This is a genomic window from Sphingobacterium multivorum (assembly GCF_900457465.1).
Lineage (GTDB): Bacteria > Bacteroidota > Bacteroidia > Sphingobacteriales > Sphingobacteriaceae > Sphingobacterium > Sphingobacterium multivorum.
In genome coordinates this window covers 634,680-658,806 of the sequence record NZ_UAUU01000011.1, presented here as the reverse complement: position 1 = coordinate 658,806, position 24,127 = coordinate 634,680, and the positions used below count along the sequence as shown (strand labels likewise).

26 protein-coding genes and 1 riboswitch are annotated in these 24,127 nt (G+C 40.1%); of the genes, 13 read left to right on the top strand and 13 right to left on the bottom strand.

The genetic code is table 11. The annotated features are described in order from the left end of the window. The first annotated feature begins 39 nt into the window (after window positions 1-39). Genes DTA23_RS19925 through DTA23_RS19920 form a run of 3 tightly spaced genes read left to right on the top strand, consistent with a single transcriptional unit; the run spans window position 40 to window position 2,097 of the window. Entirely contained in the window at window positions 40-576 is a 537-nt protein-coding gene (locus DTA23_RS19925) for a response regulator transcription factor (RefSeq protein ID WP_239468813.1), read from the top strand. Then, window positions 563-721 carry a winged helix-turn-helix domain-containing protein gene (locus DTA23_RS29520; RefSeq protein ID WP_239468812.1) on the top strand — a complete coding sequence of 53 codons (159 nt, stop codon included), beginning with the start codon at window positions 563-565 and terminating at the stop codon, window positions 719-721. Before DTA23_RS19925 ends, DTA23_RS29520 begins: the two co-directional genes overlap by 14 nt. Further along, on the top strand, window positions 721-2,097 hold the full coding sequence (locus DTA23_RS19920) for a HAMP domain-containing sensor histidine kinase (protein ID WP_112375807.1): 1,377 nt from the start codon (window positions 721-723) through the stop codon (window positions 2,095-2,097). Before DTA23_RS29520 ends, DTA23_RS19920 begins: the two co-directional genes overlap by 1 nt. Window positions 2,098-2,167: 70 nt before the next feature. On the opposite strand, the gene DTA23_RS19915 is transcribed toward DTA23_RS19920, so the two are convergent. From DTA23_RS19915 to DTA23_RS19895, 5 genes are all read right to left on the bottom strand, one after another. After that, on the bottom strand, window positions 2,168-3,745 hold the full coding sequence (locus DTA23_RS19915; RefSeq protein WP_146753141.1) for an efflux MFS transporter permease: 1,578 nt from the start codon (window positions 3,743-3,745) through the stop codon (window positions 2,168-2,170). Beyond that, window positions 3,745-4,806 carry an HlyD family secretion protein gene (locus DTA23_RS19910; RefSeq protein ID WP_112375805.1) on the bottom strand — a complete coding sequence of 354 codons (1,062 nt, stop codon included), beginning with the start codon at window positions 4,804-4,806 and terminating at the stop codon, window positions 3,745-3,747. The genes DTA23_RS19915 and DTA23_RS19910 overlap by 1 nt, the downstream gene beginning before the upstream one ends. Beyond that, window positions 4,806-5,657 (bottom strand): TolC family protein, encoded by an 852-nt coding sequence (locus tag DTA23_RS19905; protein ID WP_146753139.1) that lies wholly within the window; start codon window positions 5,655-5,657, stop codon window positions 4,806-4,808. The genes DTA23_RS19910 and DTA23_RS19905 overlap by 1 nt, the downstream gene beginning before the upstream one ends. A 64-nt stretch (window positions 5,658-5,721) precedes the next feature. Then, window positions 5,722-6,126 (bottom strand): TolC family protein, encoded by a 405-nt coding sequence (locus DTA23_RS19900; RefSeq protein WP_146753137.1) that lies wholly within the window; start codon window positions 6,124-6,126, stop codon window positions 5,722-5,724. A 222-nt stretch (window positions 6,127-6,348) separates the two neighbouring features. Beyond that, window positions 6,349-7,119, bottom strand: a complete 771-nt coding sequence (locus DTA23_RS19895; RefSeq protein WP_112375802.1) for a DUF3050 domain-containing protein — start codon at window positions 7,117-7,119, stop codon at window positions 6,349-6,351. Window positions 7,120-7,328: 209 nt separating this feature from the next. Then, window positions 7,329-7,422, top strand: a riboswitch (SAM-I-IV-variant riboswitch). A 66-nt stretch (window positions 7,423-7,488) separates the two neighbouring features. Between DTA23_RS19895 and DTA23_RS19890 the strand changes: the two genes are divergently transcribed. Then, entirely contained in the window at window positions 7,489-7,752 is a 264-nt protein-coding gene (locus DTA23_RS19890; protein ID WP_070567048.1) for a 5-oxoprolinase, read from the top strand. A 30-nt stretch (window positions 7,753-7,782) separates the two neighbouring features. Here DTA23_RS19890 and DTA23_RS19885 read toward each other — a convergent pair whose 3' ends face one another. Continuing rightward, window positions 7,783-8,088, bottom strand: coding sequence for a hypothetical protein (locus tag DTA23_RS19885; RefSeq protein WP_075993880.1), 306 nt, complete (start codon window positions 8,086-8,088; stop codon window positions 7,783-7,785). Between the two features lie 163 nt (window positions 8,089-8,251). Here DTA23_RS19885 and DTA23_RS19880 point away from each other — a divergent pair, with 163 nt between their 5' ends. After that, window positions 8,252-8,878 (top strand): DKNYY domain-containing protein, encoded by a 627-nt coding sequence (locus DTA23_RS19880; RefSeq protein WP_112375800.1) that lies wholly within the window; start codon window positions 8,252-8,254, stop codon window positions 8,876-8,878. A 16-nt stretch (window positions 8,879-8,894) separates the two neighbouring features. Here DTA23_RS19880 and DTA23_RS19875 read toward each other — a convergent pair whose 3' ends face one another. Together DTA23_RS19875 and DTA23_RS19870 are read right to left on the bottom strand one after the other, a co-directional pair. Further along, a complete protein-coding gene (locus DTA23_RS19875; RefSeq protein WP_112375799.1) occupies window positions 8,895-9,203 on the bottom strand; it encodes a hypothetical protein in 309 nt (102 codons plus the stop codon). Between the two features lie 31 nt (window positions 9,204-9,234). Continuing rightward, the gene (locus DTA23_RS19870) at window positions 9,235-10,263 is read right to left on the bottom strand and encodes a hypothetical protein (RefSeq protein WP_112375798.1); all 1,029 of its coding nucleotides are present in this window, start codon (window positions 10,261-10,263) and stop codon (window positions 9,235-9,237) included. Window positions 10,264-10,579: 316 nt separating this feature from the next. Between DTA23_RS19870 and DTA23_RS19865 the strand changes: the two genes are divergently transcribed. The 5 genes from DTA23_RS19865 to DTA23_RS19845 all read left to right on the top strand — a co-directional run bounded on the left by DTA23_RS19865 (window position 10,580) and on the right by DTA23_RS19845 (window position 13,878). Then, on the top strand, window positions 10,580-11,275 hold the full coding sequence (locus tag DTA23_RS19865) for a hypothetical protein (protein ID WP_112375797.1): 696 nt from the start codon (window positions 10,580-10,582) through the stop codon (window positions 11,273-11,275). Further along, the gene (locus DTA23_RS19860) at window positions 11,272-11,622 is read left to right on the top strand and encodes a hypothetical protein (protein ID WP_112375796.1); all 351 of its coding nucleotides are present in this window, start codon (window positions 11,272-11,274) and stop codon (window positions 11,620-11,622) included. Before DTA23_RS19865 ends, DTA23_RS19860 begins: the two co-directional genes overlap by 4 nt. Before the next feature lie 26 nt (window positions 11,623-11,648). Beyond that, on the top strand, window positions 11,649-12,359 hold the full coding sequence (locus tag DTA23_RS19855) for a hypothetical protein (RefSeq protein WP_112375795.1): 711 nt from the start codon (window positions 11,649-11,651) through the stop codon (window positions 12,357-12,359). A 401-nt stretch (window positions 12,360-12,760) separates the two neighbouring features. Further along, window positions 12,761-13,501: a MauE/DoxX family redox-associated membrane protein gene (locus tag DTA23_RS19850; protein WP_112375794.1), complete on the top strand. Its 741-nt coding sequence runs from the start codon at window positions 12,761-12,763 to the stop codon at window positions 13,499-13,501. Between the two features lie 26 nt (window positions 13,502-13,527). After that, a complete protein-coding gene (locus DTA23_RS19845) occupies window positions 13,528-13,878 on the top strand; it encodes a hypothetical protein (protein WP_146753136.1) in 351 nt (116 codons plus the stop codon). 59 nt (window positions 13,879-13,937) lie between these two features. Here DTA23_RS19845 and DTA23_RS19840 read toward each other — a convergent pair whose 3' ends face one another. The 5 genes from DTA23_RS19840 to DTA23_RS19820 form a co-directional block, all read right to left on the bottom strand. After that, window positions 13,938-14,237: a RagB/SusD family nutrient uptake outer membrane protein gene (locus DTA23_RS19840; protein WP_172462469.1), complete on the bottom strand. Its 300-nt coding sequence runs from the start codon at window positions 14,235-14,237 to the stop codon at window positions 13,938-13,940. 8 nt (window positions 14,238-14,245) lie between these two features. Then, window positions 14,246-15,295, bottom strand: a complete 1,050-nt coding sequence (locus tag DTA23_RS19835) for a RagB/SusD family nutrient uptake outer membrane protein (RefSeq protein WP_112375792.1) — start codon at window positions 15,293-15,295, stop codon at window positions 14,246-14,248. Between the two features lie 13 nt (window positions 15,296-15,308). Then, window positions 15,309-18,521: a SusC/RagA family TonB-linked outer membrane protein gene (locus tag DTA23_RS19830; RefSeq protein ID WP_112375791.1), complete on the bottom strand. Its 3,213-nt coding sequence runs from the start codon at window positions 18,519-18,521 to the stop codon at window positions 15,309-15,311. After that, window positions 18,521-20,590 carry a TlpA family protein disulfide reductase gene (locus DTA23_RS19825; protein ID WP_112375790.1) on the bottom strand — a complete coding sequence of 690 codons (2,070 nt, stop codon included), beginning with the start codon at window positions 20,588-20,590 and terminating at the stop codon, window positions 18,521-18,523. The genes DTA23_RS19830 and DTA23_RS19825 overlap by 1 nt, the downstream gene beginning before the upstream one ends. A gap of 225 nt (window positions 20,591-20,815) precedes the next feature. After that, entirely contained in the window at window positions 20,816-21,190 is a 375-nt protein-coding gene (locus DTA23_RS19820; RefSeq protein WP_112375789.1) for a hypothetical protein, read from the bottom strand. Between the two features lie 626 nt (window positions 21,191-21,816). Between DTA23_RS19820 and DTA23_RS19815 the strand changes: the two genes are divergently transcribed. The 3 genes from DTA23_RS19815 (at window position 21,817) to DTA23_RS19805 (ending at window position 24,018) form a co-directional block, all read left to right on the top strand. Continuing rightward, on the top strand, window positions 21,817-22,050 hold the full coding sequence (locus DTA23_RS19815) for a helix-turn-helix domain-containing protein (RefSeq protein WP_112375788.1): 234 nt from the start codon (window positions 21,817-21,819) through the stop codon (window positions 22,048-22,050). 261 nt (window positions 22,051-22,311) lie between these two features. Continuing rightward, the gene (locus DTA23_RS19810; protein ID WP_172462468.1) at window positions 22,312-23,361 is read left to right on the top strand and encodes a DUF262 domain-containing protein; all 1,050 of its coding nucleotides are present in this window, start codon (window positions 22,312-22,314) and stop codon (window positions 23,359-23,361) included. Further along, complete coding sequence (locus tag DTA23_RS19805) at window positions 23,362-24,018, top strand: MAE_28990/MAE_18760 family HEPN-like nuclease (protein WP_112375786.1); 657 nt, start codon at window positions 23,362-23,364, stop codon at window positions 24,016-24,018. Window positions 24,019-24,127 lie beyond the last annotated feature (109 nt).

The window sequence follows — 24,127 nt, the reverse complement described above, 5'->3', positions numbered from 1 at the left end:
AAACTTCGATTTATCGAAGTTTTTAACGTTTTTCTTTATATGAAGATTCTCCTAGTCGAAGATGACGTACGTGTCGCAGGATTGATCAAACGCGGACTTGATGAAAATGAATTTCAAACAGCTATTGCCTACGACGGCATATCTGGAAAGAAAATGGCCTTACAACACGACTTTGATCTTATCATAACCGATATCGTACTCCCTAAGATGGATGGATTGGATCTCTGCAAAGAAATTCGTCATATCAAACCCGATGTTCCCATTATCATGTTAACAGCATTAGGAACTACAGATGATAAAATTGAGGGTTTTGACGCCAGAGCGGATGACTATCTGGTCAAACCTTTTGAAATGCGCGAACTCCTAGCCCGCATCAGAGTCCTGCTCAAAAGATATCAAAAACAAGATACACTCACGGGAACAATTTTGCGTTATGGAGACCTGGAAATGAACCTCCATACCAAAAGCGTCAAAAGGAATACGGTCGAAATCCATTTGACCCCCAAAAGAGTTCAAGTTACTCCATTATTTATTGCAGAATCCCGAGCGTGTCCTTTCCAGAATGGAAATTGCTGAAAAAGTGTGGGAAACGCATTTCGACACCGGAACCAACTTCATTGATGTTTACATCAACTATCTACGTAAAAAAATCGACAAAGATTTTGCGACCAGATATATCCATACCAAATCCGGAATGGGCTTTATTCTAAAACAAGACTAATGCCAATCAGGACACGAATCTCCATATTGTTCACGCTGATTACAGCCACCATATTGCTGGTATTTGCCTGTACAGTATATTTTTCAGCGGTGGAGAATCGGGAAAGAGAATTTTACGCCCTATTGAAAAAAGAAGCTTACACCAAAGCAAACCTTTTTTTGAATGCAAAAGTTGACAAAAAGACCTTAGAAGATATCTACCACAACAACCGAAAAATCCTCAACGAAGTCGAGGTTGCAATTTACGACACCCGTTTTGATCTCTTGTATCATGATGCCGTAGATATCGACTTTGTCAAAGAGACACCAGCCATGTTGCAGGATATTCTCAAAAATAAAGAGATACGATTTTATCAGGAAAAATGGCAGGTCATCGGCATAACCTTTCCGTACAAAGACAAAACTTACATCATCACAGCCGCAGCCTATGATCAATACGGCTACAATAAACTGAATAGTCTATTATCTACCATTTTTTTGGTTTTCATTTTGTCTATATTTCTGATCTATGCAGCAGGAATATTCTTTTCCAAAAAGGTCTTTCAACCTATCCTGGAAATGACACAACGTGTAAAAACCATTTCTGCAACAAGTTTGGATGCCAGGCTTACGAGTAGCGGAAATAAAGACAAGCTTTCCGAATTGGCCAGCACATTCAATGCGATGCTCGACAGCCTCGAGAACTCCTTTGATGCCCAAAAGCATTTTGTCTCCAATATCTCGCATGAGCTAAGAACACCCTTGGCCGCAATGATTGCAGAACTCGAGATTTCTGCCAATAAGGACCGTAGCATAGTGGAGTATAAAACTGTCATCGACAATACGCTCAATGATGCACAGAAACTGAAGAAGTTATTTAATAGCTTACTTGATTTTGCCAAAGCAAGTTACGACAGTTCTGAAATCGCGTTTAAAACCTTACGTATAGACGAAATACTAATTGATGCATGCCAACAGGTTCTCCAGTCAAGTCCAAATTATAAACTCGACATTTTTGTCGATCCGGCGATTGAAGATGAAAAACTTCTATCCATCAATGCAAATGAGTATCTATTGCAGGTCGCCTTTGTCAACCTCATTGAAAATGCCTGTAAATTTTCACCCAATCAAAAATGCCTAATCGCTATCAAGGCGGATGAAAATAGGGTTCAGCTGGAATTTAAAGATGACGGAATAGGCATTGACCCGGTCGATCTGCCCAATATATTCACGCCATTTTATCGTGGAAGCAACAAAGATTATAGCGAGGGAAATGGTATTGGTTTATCGCTTACCCGAAAAATCGTGCTTCTCCATCAAGGCGAGATCACCGTCCGCTCGGCAAAAGGCGTTGGAAGTGTTTTTAGCATTGATATCCCCCATCGTTCCCTATCCTGATAGCATGCTATTTTTTTTTAAGTCTCCTTAACCAGCATATTGTGGTAAAGGAAAAATGTAGCACTGTCAGCTAAGCAGGAGAAATTCTGTTTTTTCTCAACTTTTTATACATGCTTTTCAAGGAAGGCGAAATCAGTATCAGCAAAAGTATGCTGATACTGATCATGGACATGATCTCATAATAATCCATGGCATATCGCACAAAGGATTGGATCTTGACCCGCTCAGCAACGAGCTTTAAGGCGGCTGTATGTTCCTTATACTGCAGTCCATGCTGCAAAATGCTGACAGATTCCTGCTGCAGGTACTCCCGAAATAAGGGATTGCCCACTTCCGTTTGGTCCCTAAAAACCTGCTGGTGCTGGGCATAGTCAAACAACTTGAAAAAATTCTGTAAACCGATACTGCTCGTGTAGCCTAGGTATCGGATAGCAAGACAGACCGCAGCCGCAGAAGCCCCCAATTGAGGGCTGACACTGGTAATGCAAAATAAGATGGTGGGTACCATAATAAGCCCTACTCCGAGTCCGTGTAAAACTAAGGGTATCCAAAAATGCGCATCATTACCCTGCCCCTCAAAGGAGAAAAACATCCATTGGTGAAACAGCAGCAAGCAACAATATCCCGAAATCCAGATCCATTTTACGGGGCGTTGCCCAAGCATCCAATACAATGAGCCTAGAACACCAGCGACAATACCAGCAATATTAAACCACTGGATATAGGACAAATGAATAGGATCGAGTTGAATAACCTGTACGAGATATTGATTTGAGATGGTCAAGGAGAAGCGCTCGATATACATCATGTACAAAATCAATAAGCCCAAGAGAAAGTTCCTGTTTTTAAAAATCGCCAAATGAACATACACACGCCTGAGCACCATTTGCCGAACAATAAAAAGAATAAGCAACGTTAAACCTACCCCGAATATGATCAGCATATGCTGATCGTTAAACCAATAAACTTCTTGTCCATACACCATTAAATAGCCAAAACTGACGATCACAAGACTATAGAAAATGCAGCTTGCCCAGTCTAATGAAAACAGGGGGTAAGGACGTATATGCCGTATGGAGCGCATCGTTAGCATAATGAGCAATAAACCCGGTACAAATGATAATGCAGCGTATAGATAGAGCTGATCAAAATTGAATGAATCGATAAATTCAGCCGTAACAAACGTATTAAAAGGCGAGCTACATAATAATAGGCCGAAAAAAACAGCATAACTTACTTCCTTGGCCCGATCACTTTTCAACCTGGAAAATATCATGGAGATCGATAAGTTTACGGCAGAAGCAAACAACATACCTTGAAAAAAACGCAGCCCGTATACCCAGCTGATATCGGTGATGCTGTACATCAAAAAGCAATTCAATAGCTGTAGCAGATGAAAGATAATATAGTACTGCTTAATGGGAAAGTATAAAAAAAAGCGTCGTTCCAACACGTAGAATCCGACAAAACCAGCATAAAACAAAATAATCAGAAACTGGATGTCACTGGGTTGCGCCCCATAAAATCCAGCAGTGACATTTGTATTGGCCCCCGGCAGGAAAAATAAGACCATGCTAGGCATTAGACTACTAAACAGGATAAGCTTGATCAACCACTCCGGCACCCATTCTTTAAAAATTCCTTTCACTAGTTCTGATTTTTTGATACCGAGACATTTACATTCATTCCCGAAAGAAGCTGTTGGGCTCCCCTTTGCTTATCCAGCTCAATGCGAACAGGTACGCGTTGTACAATCTTCACAAAGTTGCCCGTTGCATTATCTGGCGGTAAAAGGGAGAATGCAGAACCTGTAGCTGGGGAGATGGAAATAATTTTGCCATAAAATTTCTGATCCGGATAGGCATCCGCCACCACCTCAACCCTATTGCCAAGATGTAAATAGCGCAACTGTGTCTCCTTAAAATTAGCCGTCACCCAGGTTGGGGTTTCTCTATTGACGATAAAGCCCAAAACTTCGCCAGCACTTATCATTTGACCTTTTTCAATCGTGCGTTTGCCAATCTGACCATCGTAAGGTGCACGAATAACGGTATAGCCAACATCAAGCCGCTTGCGGCCGACAGCAGCCGTCAAACGAACACGTTCGGCATCCACCACACCTTTTTTCATATCCACATCATGCACACGTTCTTGTGAAGCCTGTAATTTATGCTTTAACGAAGCCAGCTCACTCTTATACACATCCAACGTTGCTTTTACATCCTCCAGTTGCTGAGCCGTTGCAGACTTTTCCTGAAACAAATAATTATATCGATCATATTCCAACTGTTGCTTGGTTACCCGAGCCTCCCCGGCAGCAATTGATGTGCGTAAAGATTCATGTTCCGCCTGGAGAATTTCCTTTTGACTATGAAGAACATTGATCTCTGCAGCTTCCTTATTGACGGATGCCGCTACCTGATCAGCCTCATATTTATATTCCTTATTATCTATAAGCAACAAGGTATCACCCCGTTTAACCAATTGATGATCGTGATAATGCACAGAAACCACATATCCGCCTACCCGGGAAACAATGGGATTGATATACTGCGTTACCTGTGCATCATTTGTGTAGGTATACCGCAGTCGCATCCATAATGCTTGAGCGCCCCATAACAACAAAGCCAACAAGACAATTCCAGCCAACCAGTTGGTGATTCGAGTGAGTTGTGCCTCCACAACTGTTCTTCGTGATTTAGGTTTCATTAGATAGTACCCTTCAAAAATTCGATAAAATAATAGTGTTTCTGTATCGCAATATGTGCGGTTTCAAGATCAAAAAGTGTTTTTAGGTATTGCATATCAGCATCTAAGAGATCTGTAATCAAAGCCGATGATTTAAAATACCTGTTTTTTATAATTCGTGCATTTTCCTGCGCCAAAGCCTTATTGTTTTGACAGACGTCCTGCTGCTTAATAGCCAATTGATAATCCAACAGGGCCTGTAACAGCTGATTTTCCAGAATCTCCTCTTCATGATGGTGTTTTACCTCTTGTCGATCCAATGCGATCTGTGCTCCGCGCACCACGTTTTTATTGAGATAGATAGCCGAGATCGGTATGTTTAATTTGAGCCCTGTGATACTCAGATTATACCAGCTGGGATTATAGGGATACAAGAAGACCTGTGGATTGGCAAAGGTAAATGTACTGGTCAAACCCAACTCAGGAAGATAATTTGATCGCGCCTGTTTGACCGACAGTTTCTTCAAAACAACTTCCTGTTCGGATTTTAGAAGGGAAAAAGCATGGCTTCGCGCTTCGGCAACAAGCGCTTCATAGCTGGGGCTTTCCACTTTAAAAGGTTCGGTCAAGGGGATAATCTCTGCTGTAATACCGCCAATTAGCTGCAGCTTCTGATTTGCAGCCTGAATATCATGACCGATCTGCACGAGCAACAGTTCCCGCTTCGAAAGTTCCAACGAAATACGCAAGACGTCACTGTGTAATACCACGCCCGCCTTATACAGATGCTCAATCTCCTTGAGCTGTACCCGTTGATCAGCAATATCCTGCTCGATTAAAGATCGGTTACTATACGACAGTTCCAAATCCAAAAAAAGATTGCAAACCTCCAATTTCGTCTGTGCTGCGGCATTCTTCCAATCGATTCTAGCCAGCTCATTTTCCAGTTTTTTTGGACTCTATTTTCATTAGGTCCCGATGCCCATTGTAGAGGTTCAGATAAAAATCCAGGCCGCTATCGTACAAGTAGTGAATGATATCATGCTGGGAAGGTTTATTTAAAAGCCCCTGGTCATATACAGGCATATTACTTGCATAACTAGCAGAAGCTCTGGCGGAAATCTTAGGGAGCAACTCCATGCGTTGCTGCTGTACTGCCACCTCAGTTTCTTTGAGCTGCAAATAAGACTGCTCGATGTATTTACTGTTCTGTAGCGCTTTGTCGATCATGTCTTTCAGGGACATGCGCAAAGAATCGAGGGCGAAGGTGTCCGAAATAACGCATACTAACAATCCCATGGTTAGTATGCCTTTTGCCCAATAGGGAGGAAAAAAGTTCACGTGTGCTCTATTATTTTTTTGCGTAGCAAACTTAGACACTTATTGGAACTTGGATTTCTTCACAAACGCCAATATGTTACGAAAAAAAGACATTTTTTCATCAATTCAAACAAAAAGACCACTATCTGCCAATAAGCCCTTACAATATCCTTTTTTACAGCACATAAAAAAGGCCTTTCAAATCATGATTTGAAAGGCCTTACTCGATGGTATAATAATAGATTATCCGTATAAGGAATCTTCTATTGCATTCCACAACTGTATTCTTTTTTGTAGCGCAATTTTACTGATCTCTTTCATTTCCGTCCATTTAACCTCATCGTCCTTCGCAAGATCTGTGATCATCTGCATCGCCAACGGTCCATGCTCGTCGCCGTCAAGATCAATATGGCGTTGAAAATAATAAATAAAGCTGTCCAGATTGGCTGTAGGAAAGTTTGTTTTAATTTCTTCCAAAATAGAGGTAAACATTCCCGGAATAAGGTCTTCGCGTCCAAATGTAAATGCAGCAGCAATTTTATGCACCTCGCCCTCAGCAATCACTTCGAATGTAAAATTCAAAAAGTCTTTGATCCGCTTATCCAATGTGGTCGTTGCAATGACATCGAATATGTTGTTCGATTTTTTGGCTTGAGCAATAAATTTGTTGACCAGATGAAGGTCGGCACCCATGGCATCCATGGCGTCCAGATACATCTCAAAGTGGCTCAAACGGCGGCCATCAATGTATTCATCCGATTCCTCAGCCAATACAATTTCGTTGATTAGATAGCGTGTTGATGGATGCTCACTCGCAAACCAAGGTAAAGTCGTACAGGTCAATTTAATCTGTAAAGCTTTTAGTAAAGACATAAAATCCCATACAGCGTACACATGCCCTTCTGTAAAAGAACGTAGATTCTTGATCGTTTTGATCTTACGATACAAAGGGTGTTGCAATAATACCTCGCGTTCGGTAGCAATGTATTCGTTAATTTCCGCAATTCTATTCATGGCGCAAAAGTATTGTCTTATCTCTGTTTTTAAAAGTATTTTCGATGAGATTACAGTAACATGATAAATTTTTCGCCCAGCTATCCGCTTCATAACCAAATCACAGCCAACAACGCGCCTCGCTTTTGACCGCCTTATTCCTGTTGTTAGCGCTCATTTACCCTTAAAAACAAAAATATTTTTATTATAAAAAATAATCTACTATATTTGTAGAGTATTCAGAATTGCATGATGCAATACCAACCGAGTGGAGGCACCGCGGTGGTAAATTAATACGGGTTTCGACCAAAATAAACGTCACAGAACGATTATTTTCCCAACAAGATCTGGATACAGTTTATGGTTTAATCCTTTAAATTTTTAAATTGTATGGCTACTACAACAAATCTTTACCAACACTTACTGGAAAAATTCAGTTATTACTCAACAGATGAACTGATCCAGCTCAACAATGACACGATTTTAGGACAAGGCTGGGGTTCAGCCAAAGCAACCTTTAGAACAGCTTTGATCAGTACGTTCTCCAAAAGAGGACTGGATCTTTCCAACATCATTTCCAAGGAAGACGGTTTTACCTCGGTGAAGCATGTCCCTGTACGCTTGGAACAGAATGTCCTGATTCCTTTACAGTAATCGTTATCGGCAAAAAAAGGTAGGCCTAGCCTACCCTTTTGTCAATGAGTGATGATATTTTAAGGTATGATTGAGTGAATGTGCGGTCTGCCGGGCATCGTCCTGATAGGACGATAAATCTTGGCAGGCTCTGATATCTGCTACATCCACCTTGTTTCTTACTTTGCTGATGACCTGATTTAATTCCGATTTCCAGTTGCCCGGATCGCCAAAATCGTCCACCCAATTTTTGTTGATAAACCTTTTATAGTTCAAAAGCAAAATATACAATTCCTCACCACTACCGGCGCGATTGATTGACGTGCGCCAGTTCTCTAATTTTTCTTTAAAACTCATAACCAGCAATATACAAAAAAATATTTGGATTCCAAAATAGTTGCATTTGAAACGGATAAGGATAACGAGAAATAAAATGATAAAATGATTAAATCTTCGGTGAATTATCTTGGTCATAAAGGAGTGATTCAATATAAATATCATATTATAAAACAGATACATTATGGCCTTTATCCACTTAAAAAATATGCTTGTTATTTCCTTTGCATTGCTATGTATATTGGAGAAAAGTATTGCTCAACAAGGTCGTCACAATAAAAGATCTACGTCTCAGACGACGTTTCGACATGACAGAGAAAACGATTATGTCAACATAGGCAACCGGATCTTCTACAGGGATAAGATGGTCGAAGGTGTCGATGCACGATCTTTCAAAGACCTTGGCAATGCTTATGCAATAGACAACTGGAATGCCTATTATCGTGGCGTTAAGATTAAAGATGTATCGCCACATTCTTTCCAATCACTTGGTTGGGGATATGCCAAAGATAGTTTGAATGCCTATTATCGTGGCGTTAAGATTAAAGATGTCTCTGCGCCCAGCTTTAAAATACTGGATGAAGGATATGCCAAAGACAGTTGGAATGTCTATTATAGAGGCAATCGACTAAAAGATGTATCCGACCAAAGCTTTGTTCTTCTCGGCGATGGATACAGCAAAGATAGCTGGAAAGTCTATTATTTTGGTCAGGAGATAAAAGATGCAACTGCTTTTACATTTAAATATCTGGGCAAAGGTTATGCGAAGGATAGCTGGAATGAATATTATAGAGGAAAAAAATTAGAATAGAAAATAGACCACGGGATTATTCTATTGAATAATTCCAATTTCCTAATACTTTCGGTATCTCCCAGGATTCGGCTTTGGTCTTGTAATTATTAAAGTGACCTTTTTCCCAAGTGGTAATATGGTAACCTTTACAGAACTTACAATAATAAGCCCTTTTGCAGGCATCTTTACCCATCCTGTGTTTGATACGTTTACCATCCAGTTTGTTTCTCATCCGGGATCTGAACTTAAAGTGAAGCATTGCCCATTGCGCCTCAATTAAAGAAGGAAATCCAACTTTACCAGTAGCTCGGCATTTCCAGGTATTGTCCCTTACTTTTTCCATAATCTATCTATTAAAGTTTACCTAATATATTTTATTGCTCTTTTTCTATTGGCACCTGCAACATGACCCATTCCCTGATATGCTTTGCAATCTTGTCGGACACCTCAAAATAGTACCGTCCCTCAAAAGGTATTTTGAGCACGATACGCAATCGGCCCCGTTTCAGTTGCTGGCAAGCTTGGATCATATCCAAGGGTATGGCTTTATCCCGGTCAATCTTCTGTACAAATCCCTTCGTGCTATTGACAACTTCCTTTAAGCTGCGCTGCTCACCACAAGTCAGATTTTCGTCCATCGCAGTTCTTAAATAAAGGCTGACTATACCATTTTTATAAGTAAAAATCCCGATATCCTTACAGGATATCTTTTGGGACAAGATTTTATTATTGAGCTGGAATACCTCTTGCTCCAGATCCATGGATCTGCACATGGTTAAATCTATTTCATCCATGGAATCCACATCTCTATCTTCCCCTGCTGTTTCCAGGATCTCTTTCAGCTCTTCGATGCCCGGAGAAAGCAGCTCAATCTGCTCCTGGAGATCTATCGTTCTTGATTCCTGCTGCAGGATAGTTTCTTTCTGTTCTAAAATCAATATTTTTTGCCTGTGGTAAACAGCCACGTAGAAATAAACTGTATAGGACATGTTCAGGACCAAAATACCGCTAAATATGACCATTAAAGGAAACAGCAGCCATTCATCCTTCGCCTGTGGATCGGGGCCAATGATCCAGAACAATAAAAGTGTCGGAAGTATGCAGCAAAAAAATAATTGCATACCGGCGCGTTTTTCCGGGTTAACCAGCCAGTTCTGCTTTTTGTCCAATATCACGATAGCCAATCGTATATAGAAGAAAATAATCGCTACCATCAATACAAAAAATAGATAGCTATAGGTTACCGGCCAGTCTAAAAGCCATTCCGCCAAGGCGCCCCGATAGCCCAGATACCAACAGAACCCTCCAAAAATGAAAGATGCAATCAACTGCCAGACCCCATCGGGATACTGCACCGTCAATGTTCTATTATCCTGATATCTATTCTTGCTATAACTTTTCATGTACAAACGTCATTTTAAAAACGCTATTAAAATTTACATATTTATTTTTGTTATATAAATTTAGCCAATTATTTATTAAACGATGTCCAACTAACTTAAATCAATGCTTTTGCATCGTTTTACGGTTCAAATAATTCCCCTGCCGGATGAAAAATTTAATTCTTTGTTGCCAGAAAATCCTATTTCGCTGTCAAGAAATTAGCCCTCATTGTAAAAAATTGACCTTCATTGAAATGGTTGGGATATTCACTGAAATTTCATGCTATAGTGGGTAAATTTATAGCGTAAAACTTCACTGATTATTAAACCATAAATCATGAGGACGATAAAGAAATTTAGACTGCTATTTAGCCGCAATTATGTATTTATTGCAATTGCTGTACTGATAACCTTATATGGGCTTTTCTGGGCCCGGACACATAGCGAGCGCGTCTATAGCATCGGGGCAATGATCATTCTTATTCCATTTCTGGAAATGCGTGGCCAAGAACGCGTCATGCAGCTTTTCGTTGTCTTTTTCGCCTGTATTCAGGTCAGCAGCATAGCACTATTTGACCGTCTTCCCTACCAGCTACTGATCAGCTCACAACCCTTTTGGACAGCTGTCCAAAAGGGCATACCGACAGCCTTTATCATCTGCGCGATGGCACATCTGTTTTTCTGGAGAAAGACAGACCTTTTCAAACTTTATGGGATCCAATTTCCCATCATGATCATTGCATGTACCTGGTATATCCGTATGCTGCTGATCATGGCTAATTGCCAGCATATCCCAAATGCAAAAGCTGTACGCATACCCGCCATTGTTATCCAGAAATGCCCTGCTTGCTGTGACCTATACGAACTATGGTTTTCGTTCAATTATGAAGGTGAGGAAGAAAAAGTTTCGATTAATGTCAATCCCCAACTACATGAACAGACCAATGAAGGAGATTCACTCATACTTCAGATGCATCCCGGGAGATTTGGCTGGCCGTGGTACCATAAAGATATCAAAAGGAGGTACAGATGATCGTAAGTTTACAGAAGCTGACAACGCTCATAGAAGCTTTGGTTTATCTTGATAACAAAGATATTCCAAACCATTTGGGTGAGATCGCCGAGGCCTGCAATACTAATTTTGCATTGGCACTACAAGCCCATCGGAAGATTATTCAGGTAAATAATGCCCGTCAGGCTATCCAAATTTACCATACTCAATTGTTGCGGCTACACTCTTTGTTGTATAGCTTCTGTAACGTGCGTAAAATTGTGAGTTCTGCAGCGCTATTTGCCCTAGAAGAATTACTTGAGCGAATCGAACAGCTCTTTAAAAAAGATATTGATCCCTATACGCCGCTGCCGGAGCTTATCACCTGAGGCTGCATGAATATGTATACGAACATATGCCCTATATCCTGGATAAGTTGGCTCAGAAAAGCATACCTAAAGCCTATCTCACCGAGATCCTTTCGGGTATGGACAGCCTATTTGAAAATGGCAAGATTCCCTATATTCAATACCGACATCAGGACTACCTAACCAAAATGATCGAATCACTTTGCCAATTGGCTGAAGACAAGCGCCAGAGTAAAAACTGGCATTACCGCTTTTTGATTCTGATGGTCAATTTCAATTTTAACCACATGGGCTTCTTCAATCGCTGGAAAGAACTTTACAATTCAGACCCATCCTTTATGGATGCCTTGTTACGCTTCCCCAAACACTTCTCCTGTATCCCAGACTTTGCATATGATAGCAACCGTAGGAGCTTGCTCAAGTTGATGCGCGGGTACATGGAGGATGAAAAAATCTCTCCATCAGCAACAATGCAGGATTATCCCCAACAATTTATTCAAAGCAATTTTAATGGCAAAGAGCTCAAACTTTGGATGCATATATCTGTAAAAGCGAACATTATGTGGTCGTCAGAGAAAAAAGAAGTTGCCGAGGTATTTTCCAGGCTCGTCAAAACGAGGGAAGGCACCTTACTTTCTGCGCATAGTCTGATCCGGATGGACAAAAGCGCCGAGTTTCATACAGCGCTCCGTATCCGCAAGGTATTGAATACGATGCTTGACGAACTGAATAGGCAGTTTCCTGACTTAAATAAATAAAACATAAAAATTTAAAAAAAAGGGGGTATGCCACCGCTACACCTCCTAAATGTGTTCATTCTACCCATCAAAAATAGTCCTAGTTATGCGAAAACCGACCGTTTTACCAAGAATTCCCCGCTGATCTTTTTACCGCATAATACATCTTCATTACATCCCAGTCTTTATTTAAATCCAATAGAGGCAGGTGCACTTTCCAAATTAACCATTTCGCTACACCTACGCCGGCCTATTTTCCATACTACCTTTGTTTTACAGCGTACGAGAAAGTGAAGCTGACGCTCAGGCAGGCTGCTGTATCCAATTGTATGGGCAGGTACGGCGCCCTGTTTTTGAAACGACGAAAAATAATAAAACAGCGATAGGAAATAATAAATACCATGATCTAAATAATAAAAGTTATGGAAAGGAATAAAAACAGCAACATGATATACAAGGTGATCCGGGCAGCAATGATACTTTTTTGGGTCTATGTGGGGATGGATAAACTCTGGCAGCTCGGTGCATTCAAGATCGCCCTTGAGCAGCAGCCTCTGATCAGTTATCTGGCTCCGGTAATCTACTGGCTACTTCCGCTTATAGAAATCGGTGTTGGCGTATTCCTGGCGATACCATCAGCGAGGTTGAGCGCCCTGGGATGGAAAGTTTCGGCCATACTGATTTTCGTTTTTAGTATTTATATCGGTCTGGGGGTATTGAATGTATATGAAAAGAAACCCTGTATGTGTACCAGCTTTTTGAGCAATATTTCCTGGACAGCACATTTGATCTTTAATCTCATTATTCTTGGCCTATCGATAACCGGATGGCGATTGCACCGTAAGACGATCAACTACGGCGAGCGTGCACTAACAGGCCGAACAAATATCGCATTATTCCTGATAGGCTTTATGGCAATGGGAGCCATCAATTACTGGAATATCCACTATACGAAGTCAAAGGATATTTGGTACGCACCAGATAGCATTTACGACTATCAACAGCCCAATACTGCCAGCAGCAATGTAAAAGGTCTGCTGGTATCTACATACGATCGGTACACAGGACCGTACCGACAATTATTTACCAAAAGTTTGCAAACTGGCAGCTTTACTAATCAATTTCTGGTTTGCAATACAGAAAGGAGGGTAGCTACATGCTAACCAAATTTTTAAACAATTATGGCTACATGATATTAGGCGGAGCCATGATTATCGGATTCTCAGCATTTAAAGGTGCTGAGGCTTATACAGGAAAAAAATTAGATCCTGTGACTATTTACTTCCATGGTGATCCTCAAGATGAGGATCAGGTTAAAGACGCCTCGCGTTGGAATACCACGCCCAATGATGAGGACTGTAACAGTGCAAACGTTATGGCTTGCTCTCAGGTTGTCGATGAATCTGATCTGAATGCTTCAGATCAGCTGAATCCAGCAAGGATTCAACTTGGCGCTACCGCAACTTCTGGAGGAAACTATATCCCATCTAGAACCGGTGGCAGCAGCTCAACTACATTTACCCCAATCAATAGGGGATAAATGAAAGGAAGGGGTAGTCCGATCGGACTGCCCCTTCCCTATTTGTATCTACATTTTCTTTATTTCGGATTTTGTTGCATTCCCGTCAATCTAATAATATCTTCAGGAAGAGGAAGCGCATAAGCATTGGAATTTGGCTGTAAAGTAATCAATTGCCCAATTAGTTTCCTTGTTATTAAAATCTCTCGTCCTTCTGCATTCAACCGCTTTAGGTCCATCCATCTTAGCCCCCTATACAGCAATTCCTTTCTTCGCTCTTTTAGGATTAAAGCAAGTGCTTCTGTTTTGTTTTTTATCACATAAGGAATAAATGTGCCCGCTTTATACCGATACCCGAGTAGATGGTTTAAGTCTGCCATTCCTGTCTCTACATCCCCATTCTCACATTGCATTCTGCACGCATAAGATACAGCTCGTCCGTTGCTATTCCCGAAAACATCTTGGAAGATCCTGCGTAACTACCTTTGAAAGTAGTCGTTCCATCGGCCGCTACTTTAAAGTATGCTAACCTACGTAAATCATTACTGTCATAAGAACGATACAGGAGCGTATCGGTCAATGCGCGCGAACTTGTCAAATTGATACTTACTAATAATTCAGCATAGAATAAAGTCTCCTTATTAAAAATCGTAAATGGGTAGGACGCTGTCATTTTCACTTCCGATAAATTATTAAAATCGAGCAGGTCAGCATTGTGTTTTAAGGCTAAATTAACATAATAATGGGCCGAATCGTAGACTTGCATAGATAGGTAAGCACGAGCCAATGTAGCATAAGCCGCATACTTATTGGGACGCATGACATGACTGGTTTTCTCAGGAAGCATAAGGCTACATTCTTTCAGGTCTGTGATTACTTTTTCGTAACACTCCGCTATGGACGACCGGTACGATTGGTCATGAAAATCCGAGCTGTTCCGCAGCACAATACCCATATCTGTTTTTGATTCTTGGGTATAGGCTTTTGAATAGGTCCATAATAAAGCCAGATATTGGCTCGCCCGATAAAATTTAGCAGAAGCATAAATGGCATCATACTGATTAGCATTACCTTCATTTCGATTGCTCTTTTTTATACGGTCCAACACAAGATTGCTATTGTAAATCGTATTATAAGAGGAGGACCAGTCATTTCCGAAATTCATATGATCATTCTGCCAGATATAAGTCTGTTGACCATAGTCAATCAATGCATCATATGCGGATTGGCTCAGGTAATAATTATCTGCCGAAGCTTCCCCAAAAGAAGGAAACTTTAGATTCATGATCTGGCTATCATCCAGTAGCTTTTGTAAGTCGTCCAAGCTATTGGGTACAGCCAAACCATAGTTTGACTGTACCTCTAAATATTTTTGACAGGCCGACAAGAAGAAAACAACTACCCCTAGCCACAATATGTTAAGAAATCTTTTCATCATTTACGTTATTAGATCAATAATCAATTTTTAATCCGATGGAAAATGTCTTTGGTGGACTTAATCGGTACGGAAATTCCGGGTCGATACCAATCTTATTTGCACGCCATAGTACCCCTAGATTGGCCGCGTTTGCCGACAGCCCCATATTAAATGCACGATTTCCGACGGTATACTTACCTTGCCAGGTCAACAAAACATATTCCAGCCGCAAATGATCCCCTTTATAGACATTGATATCAGCATATTGATAGAATGCATCCGACAATGATTTTATAGGATATTTCATACCAGGAACCTGTGTATGTTGTTCATCCCCAGGCTGCTGCCATCGCTGATCAAAGTCTGGATAGGCCTTACCGTTAGCAAACAATGAAAAATAGGACGTCACAGGACGCCTGACGTAATAGTCCCCCTTAAAACTGACGTTGAAAGAAAAAATCAAAGACTTCCAAGCCAGTGTATTGATTATATTCCCAAAGACCTGCGGTTTGGAGGATCCAAAATACACGATACTTTCATTTCCATCCGGCGACGCATTAGCCTGGTTGCGTATGGTGGTATAGTTTGTACTTAGCTGACCATCCAGCAGGCCCTGCCCTTCCCCAAATTCATTCAACCCCATCCATTTATAAGCAGCCAATGCGTTCAGTGGTTTACCGACGATCGGTGTGATGGTATTTCCGCTCGAGAGAAAGGATGTGACGCTGTTTTGCAGATTGTAATATTGCGTTGTTTTGTTCCTATTCAAGCTTAATATCGTTCGCGTATCCCAGTTGATCTTTCCGCTTATATTCTTTGAATTTAAGTCAATATCAAAACCTTGTCCCCGCATTCCTGCCAAATTCTTGACAACTGTACCCTGTAAGCCCCATGCCGTATAATCGTATTCGCTCAGTCCGTATAGATCTTTGCCTTTTTTTACATAATAGTCAATACGCCCGGACAATCTTCCTTTTCTTACTGAAAAATCAAGACCAAAGTTAGTGGTTGCCACTCTTTCCCATTTTAGCAAGGGATCGTTCAAGGTACTTATCTGATACATTGGATAGCTGGTATAAGTTGCCGAACCGATATAGGCAATTGGATCTGGCGACCGTCGTAGATCGACGTTACCACTGGTTCCATAGGTTGTCCTCAATTTTAGATAATCAAACAGGGCCAGCTTAAAGAAAGCCTCCTTATGAATGTCCCAAGATCCGCCTACGGACCAGAGCGGCGACCATTTATCATTGGTCGAAGCACCAAAGATATTAGCGCCGTCTTTACGCAAACTCATAGATAGGCCATAGCGGTCCATAAACCGGTCGCTTATATTGGTATAAAGTGATACAAATCGATTTACATTTTTAAAAAATTGCGGCGCTCCCGGTATCCGTCGCATCCCATCATCCGGCAATGTTGGAAAGCGAGTTACAAAGTCTACCGAAGTGCTTGACATCGGCAGTTCATTGTATCCATAGGCCGTATAGGAATTTGTGTTCGATCTGTTCTCCCGTACCTCGCCACCAAGAATGCCGACCAACAGATGCCGACCAATCGATTTGTTAAAATCAATTTGACCACGTAGCGTATACGACCTGCCCTCAGCAGCGGAGTACCGTTTTATACCACCAAGTGGAATGTTATATTTTGTAGCTGTGGTACCCGTACCGATGATGGTAAATTCATTGATCCACTTACGTGCTTCATAACTTTCCAAAGTATTCAATTCGTTATTTTCAGTACGCTGCTGCTGAATCTGTCCCCCGACATTCAGATGTAAGTAAGGTAATACCTTATATTTCAGGTTCAGGCTCGAAAACCATTCATTGTTCTGCCGTCGGTCTTTTGCATATCTGTATTCCGACAGTGGATAGTAATCCCATGGCAGATAACCATTTGTATAGTTTTCCTTCAGATAACTGGACCTATATTCCTTTTCAAATGGGATTTCAGTACCATCCTCATTTAGAAACTGAAGATATGGCACCTGCATACTGCTATAGCTTAACGATGAGAATTCAGGTTTGCCTTTTCTGCTATCCTGATTGGTATACAGCACCTGGAGATCCAACTGTAAATTGTCGGTAGGTCTGAAACTATTGGACAGCTGGATATTGATCTTTCTATCAAAAGCATCCAGTTCGGATTTATTCCCCGTATACCCAATACCAAACCCATACGAATTGCGTGCCCCCCCGCCCGAGATATTCAGCGCGTGCTGATTGACAAACGGAACATTATAAAAAGCATCCATATAGTTTTGTCTTCCATTTTGTACCATGAGTTTAGCTGTACCGCTGGCCGAATCTGCCGGTGAAATCAGGTTGCGCTTACGTCGATCCAATAGGTCGATCACTGGCGACTGTGCCAGATAAGGCTGGTATAGCAATTCCGAATCATAATAGCCCTTATCAAAAAGATATTTTTCGAGTGCGATAAAATCCGCATTTTGGGGCTGATAGATTTTATTCAGATCGCTATTTTCCTTCAAAATCACTGTATTTGACAATGTTATTTTTGTCTTCTGCTCCTTAGAAAAAGCACCCTTTTTTGAAGTCATGACGATAACACCGTTCCCAGCGCGGGCTCCCCATATGGCACTCGCCGCAGCATCTTTCAGGATGGAGACACTTTCAATATTATTGGGATCGATATTACTGATATCCCCCTCATAGATAAAGCCGTCTAGCACAATGAGCGGATCCAGGTTTCCGTTTATCGTACTCAGTCCGCGTACGGAAATATTCAGTTTCTGCAGGTCAGCATTTTGTATCGGCTGATTGTCGAAGCGAATTGCTGTTGTCATGTTATTGAGCCTATCCAGAATATTAGTTCCCACCTGCTGACTGAGCATCTTATTATCGACTACATCAATGGCCCCTGTCACCTCATTGGCTTTCAATGTCTGATAACCGGTACTGACAATAGCCTCTTCCAAATAAATCTCATTAGCATTTAAAGCCAATATTTTATTCTTCTCAAAAAATCCGGCTACTACTGTCCTATCTAGATAACCAATACAACTGATCAATAAAGAATCTTTATGATCACCTACCTGAATAGCAAATTTTCCTTTCAGTGAACTTGCAGCCTGATTATGCAAAGTGTTGTTCCGGATAGATGCCCCCACTAGCTCCCTGCCATCTTTCGCTGAAACAATTGTACCCTGTACCCAAATTTTTTCCTGAGCCTTGCCCATGAAAAACAATACGCTTGTCAAAAGCGCTGTCAACAACACCCTCATTACTTCGTATGATTAGTAGGTACGGTATAGAAATAAGGATATTCACCACTGTATTGTGTTGGTGTAAGTTTTATACCATGCTGTTCCAGCGCAGCTATTTTTTGTTTGATAGACAGATCAAGAAAGTTTCCCGACAAACGCAGATCAATCCGTTCGGCACTTTTACCCTCAAAAATTACCGGCTTATCCAAAACAGACCTAATGAAACCAATCACACCATTTAGGGGCATATTTTGCATGATCAAAGATTCATTGCCTTTATCCACACTATTCATATACATTCCGCCCTTGGTTTTCCATAGTGGACGCGATACATCCAGCGAAAGTGCGTATGCCGCAACAACACCATTTTTTCGCTCAACTGCAACATGAAACCGTTGAATCAAAGCATTTCTAAAATAATCGAATGCTAACTCCTGAGTGATACTATCGCGCAGGTAGAGCTGATACCAAAACTGTCCTTTTGTTGTTTTAAAGTCGTATATGAGATCGATAAATTCCTTGTTAATCTGATCATCAAAAACGAAAAGGTTCGATTGTACCCCTTTGAATGCATCAGGAAAAGCCAGCTGATAACAGGTATTCAGAAAGTAATTCCCTACCTGAAACAGTGAATTCCCTTCGCTGTAGGACATTGCGGGATACACACCGAGATAATTCTCCCGATAACCCGACATCACCGAGCAAAATAAAAGTCCCGTTGTATCCACCAAAGGCTGCGTGTTTATCCGGGCCGTATTTTTGATTTCCGATTTTTCAATAAATCGGCTTGACACGCCAGTTTTTAAAAAATCTTTGATAATATCCTCTGTGATAGAACTTGCGTATGAATTGAGGACAAATTCACCTTCGGAATTGATAATTCCTATCGTTGGCAACGTATTATGCGGAAGAAGTGATGTAAACAAGGTATCATTCAGTATTGTCGGCAATACCGGTGTGTAATTAAAGTCCTCTTTATATTTCTTGAATCGCTTTTTTATCCGCTCTGGGGTATCCTTATTCCGCTTACTATTGACCATCACAACCTGTACCTTATCCTTAAAGCGCTGCTGGATCAATTCCATGTCGGGAATTCCTTCAATACAGCTCGGGCAGCCAGTTGACCAAAAATCCAGCAGGATCAGTTTCCCTTTCAGATCAGCGAATTTGATTGTTTTCTTTTGACCATTAAAATACTGGAGTTCGAGCGGCTGGTTCCATACCGCATCCGGGATCTTATCGCCCGGATTTAGTGCAACGAGATCAGATAGCCCATCGGCCCCGCTGTTCTTGCGGGGCGTCTGAGCCGATAAACTAAACATAGAAACTAAACATAAAAACAAGCATGTCAAAATGATGCGATAGGCACGCTTATAATCTGCAAAAGATAGAAAGCATTTTAAAGCCCGCTGAGCAACCACTTTACTTGTTACAAGCAAAGTATTGGGCCGAAACACAAAAACCTTACAGATCGACTTAAAGAGCCTTAAAACAGATCGTTCAGATTCTACGTCATAAGTCAATCTAGCATTTCCCACCTGCTGAAAAGCTTGCTTTTGTTGTGTGGGGCTTGTGCAATCGTTTAGTTGTCCTTGTGTATAACAAGGGCTTAGCAAGGGTGAACCTAGGGTCGCGCTATAGTCAAGCTTGAGTGTTTCTTGTGCCAAGCTATAGTCGACCATCTTTTGAGCAATTCCTGCCGAATTTTTACATTTCATCGGGTTTTCATCGGGTCGGCATCGGGTTTTGATCGCTGTGGCCCGATGAGATCCCGATGAAAACTTGATGCCAATTGCATGAAAGGCAGAAGCCAGGGCGAAGTTGGTCAGAAAAAAGTCCGAATAATGTGATACCACTTCCGCTCTTCGACTGACCTTTGGCTCAGCTTCGAGACTTCTTTGGGACATGGTCGAGACAGGCTCGGGAGCTCTTTGGCTCGGCTTCGGCAGGGCTTCGCGTACGCTTCGACTCCCACCCGAAGCGCAGTCGAACAACAGTCGAAGCGTTTCCGAAGATGAGGCGACGCTGGTACGACACAGTGTCGAACGATCCTCAAACAAAACCCGATGGCTGCCCAAAGAATTCACATTTTTTATTAGGTTTTGAGCGCCAATCTTACAGCGCTTTTTTAGCAGGATCGAAGTACCTTTAAAGTACGTTTTTTCCTTGTCTAATCTTCTTACGCAAATTTTGCGTAATTAGTACTATATCTGTGCTTAAGTAGTGCTTTACAGGTACTTGAAATATATAGGTTATATAGCCCCTTAAAAAGGCTAAAAATCTCAGGATATTCATAATTTTTTTGTTGGCGGTTATTTCGATAACCTACTGAAAAACTCAGCGACCTTTTTGCTCAATTCTAGCTCTTTTCCGATGCGCTCTTCAGCTTCTGCTGACAGCTGCATTTTACGCAGGTCTATATTGCGATGATAGACGATACAATAAGCTATCAACACCCGATACAATGCGGTTGCAAATTCCTGCATTTCCTCATTCTTTAAGAGTCTATTTTCTCCTGCACCACTATCAAGATACGTGCTCAATAGCTGTAGTGTATTAGCAGAAATAGCGTCTAAGGCATATTGATTCCAGAATGCCTCAATCTCCTTTATAGGATCATAATCGACCTTATAGACTTCATAGATCAACCAATCAAAAGCAAATTGTAGCGCTAAAATCCTGTTCATTTTTCAGTCTGTAATCTTTAACCGAAAGTACATAGCATCCCCTCTCCGATCGAAATCAGCTTTTTATTGGGAGCCTGATGTTACTCAGTTCACATTAGTAATAATTAATTCATTCTGGGAGCCAGAGCGCGTTTGAATGAGGGGTCACAAAGGTGTATAATATTGGCGTTACGCACTCCATGGCAAAGAGAAGCCAAATCTAATTTGGCCAAACCAGCCGAGCTACTCGGGGGCTGTGATGATGTTTTTTGATTGTTGTTTTTTGTTCATAACTCGTTTTATTGGTAACGAGTCTTGCAGGGTAGCAATCAACATAAAGAGGGGGCTGCATCCCATACTCCAAAAGATTCTCAGGCCTAAAGTCGCATTGGGTAAACAGCAGCCCCACACTTCAATGAATTAAATGCAAAAGTAGCATTTTCCATTGAAAGCGTGAGATATTTCTGCTGCCTTGCCACTTGGCCTGAGAATGGAGAGCAAGACTTTTGAATATCTATATTTTTAATATTTTTCTATTACCTATTTCATATTTTATTATCGTATGTGATGGTAGCAAAGATACAAAACAAAGCTATAGTAAACAAATTTGTTGACCATTTTTTTCTTAATATATCGATTTTGAGAAGATGGATCAGAAACAAAAAGAATTTCGCATTAAACTGGGACAACGTATTGAACAACTTAGAGTTGAAAAAGGAATTGAGCAGGGTGAATTAGCATCAATAATTAATAAAGACAAACAATTTATTAATCGATATGAGCGCCAAGGAGCAAATCCAACTGCATTTATTCTAACCCAATTAGCTGACGCACTTAAAGTTACACCAAATGATCTTTTAGATTTCTCCAAAATAACATGAAATAATTAAAATTATTAGTTCAATGTTCACCTTTTCAATATTGGAACGAACCAACCCATCAAATGCTAATCAAAGACATTCTATAAAATATATAATAGATGGTTTTTGTAAAAGTATAATTCACATCTATTTAGTTAGATGTAGTATGATTAAAAACAAACTATAAATATTGAGTATAATAAATTTTTAAACAAGATGGAAATCTGCTAAGTGCAATACACTATTTTTTGTAAATTTGAAAATTAACCATTTTAAAGCATTATGGATTTCGACTCTCAGTTAAATGAACAAAAAAGAAAGGTAGACTTTAATACGTTTGATCTTTCTGTAAAAGAACTAGTAAGTATGTTTGACGACGGGATAATTGATATCGCCCCGGAATACCAACGACAATTTAGATGGAAAAATGATCGACAATCAAATTTAGTGGAATCAATTTTCTTAGGTATTCCTATTCCTAGTTTATTTATGGCAACAAATTCAGATAATACATGGGAATTGATTGATGGAGTACAAAGACTGAGTTCGATCATAAGATTCTGCGGTAACGAAAATGTTATTAAAAAACTCCAAGAAACTAATACCGAAGAAATATCTAATTTAAAATTATCTGATTTAAATAAACTAACAACTTTTAACGGAAAGAAATTCAGTGATCTCCCAAGAACAATCCAGCTAGATTTCTTATTAAAACCACTTAAAGTTATAACATTAAGTGATAAAAGTGATTTAAGTGTAAGATTTGATTTATTCGAAAGACTAAATACTGGTGGAGTGAGTTTAACTGATCAAGAAATACGCAGTTGTATCTATAGGGGTAAATTCAACGATTTCATAAAGGAACTGAGCACTTATGAGAGTTTTAAGAAAACAGTTATTTTAACCAAATCAATGGAAATGGATGGAACAAGAGAAGAATTTGTACTTCGATTTTTCGCTTTCTTAAATAATTATAAAAATTTCGACCATAGCGTTGTTGACTTTTTAAATGATTATATGATGTTCGCTGGCAAATCAAACAATTTTGATTACAAAATAAATGAAACAATATTTAAAAAAGTATTTGACCAACTATCAACTCTTGAAAACGGAATATCGCGTAAACAGAAAACAACACCTGTAAATTTATTTGAAGGCGTTGCAGTGGGAGCAGCTCTTGCAATAAGAGATAAAGGTAATTTAAATTTAAATGGTATCGCAGAATGGATGGTTTCCGACGATCTAAGAAAATATACTACTGGAGCAACTAACACAAAATCTAAGGTAAAAGGTAGAATTGAATATTGTAAAGAGAAGTTCTCAAGAGAATAAATGTTCACAGATTTAAAGACAGATTCCGCGTCTAGGTTAGTAGAAGTGAGGGATTTTTTAGATTTAATTAATTCCCTAATTCCCTCTCCACCGATACCTACACCTAACAATCTTTTGACAGCAAAAGGATTATTTTATGTTCATATATATGGAGTATTTGAATTTACCATAACGTCTTGTATAAAAAGAACCATAATATTAATAAATAATGAAAACGTAAATATTAATGATTTACAACCATTGCTTCTAACTATGGCTCTCAACTCCGAATTTGATAGCCTTGCCAATGTAAAAGCTCGAAATTGGGATTGTCGATGGAGCTTATTCGAGAAAATACGCGATAATTCCATAAGTCAAATAATAACCGATTTAATTCCGACAGACGGCAAAAACATAAGATATAAGCAATTAGAAAGCATTTGGAAAACATTTTGTATTAATTCTCCAATCTTAAATCTTCCTTCAATTGGAGGAAGACTCAAAGATATTGTTGACAATAGAAACGCCATTGCACATGGGAACACTACCTCGTCAGAAATTGGAAGTCGTGTAACGATGAATGACTTATACAATAGATATAATGAGATAAGTAGTTATTGTAGCTATGTGATTCAAGTATTTGAAGAATACGTATTAAATAAAGATTATTTAAAATAGCACAAACATAATCTTTAATAAATGCTGTCAAAAGCCGCTTATATAAGTACCCGACAATTTTTTCAGGATTAGGAAAACTGTCTTGTCCTGAAATAGCTTTACACCAAAA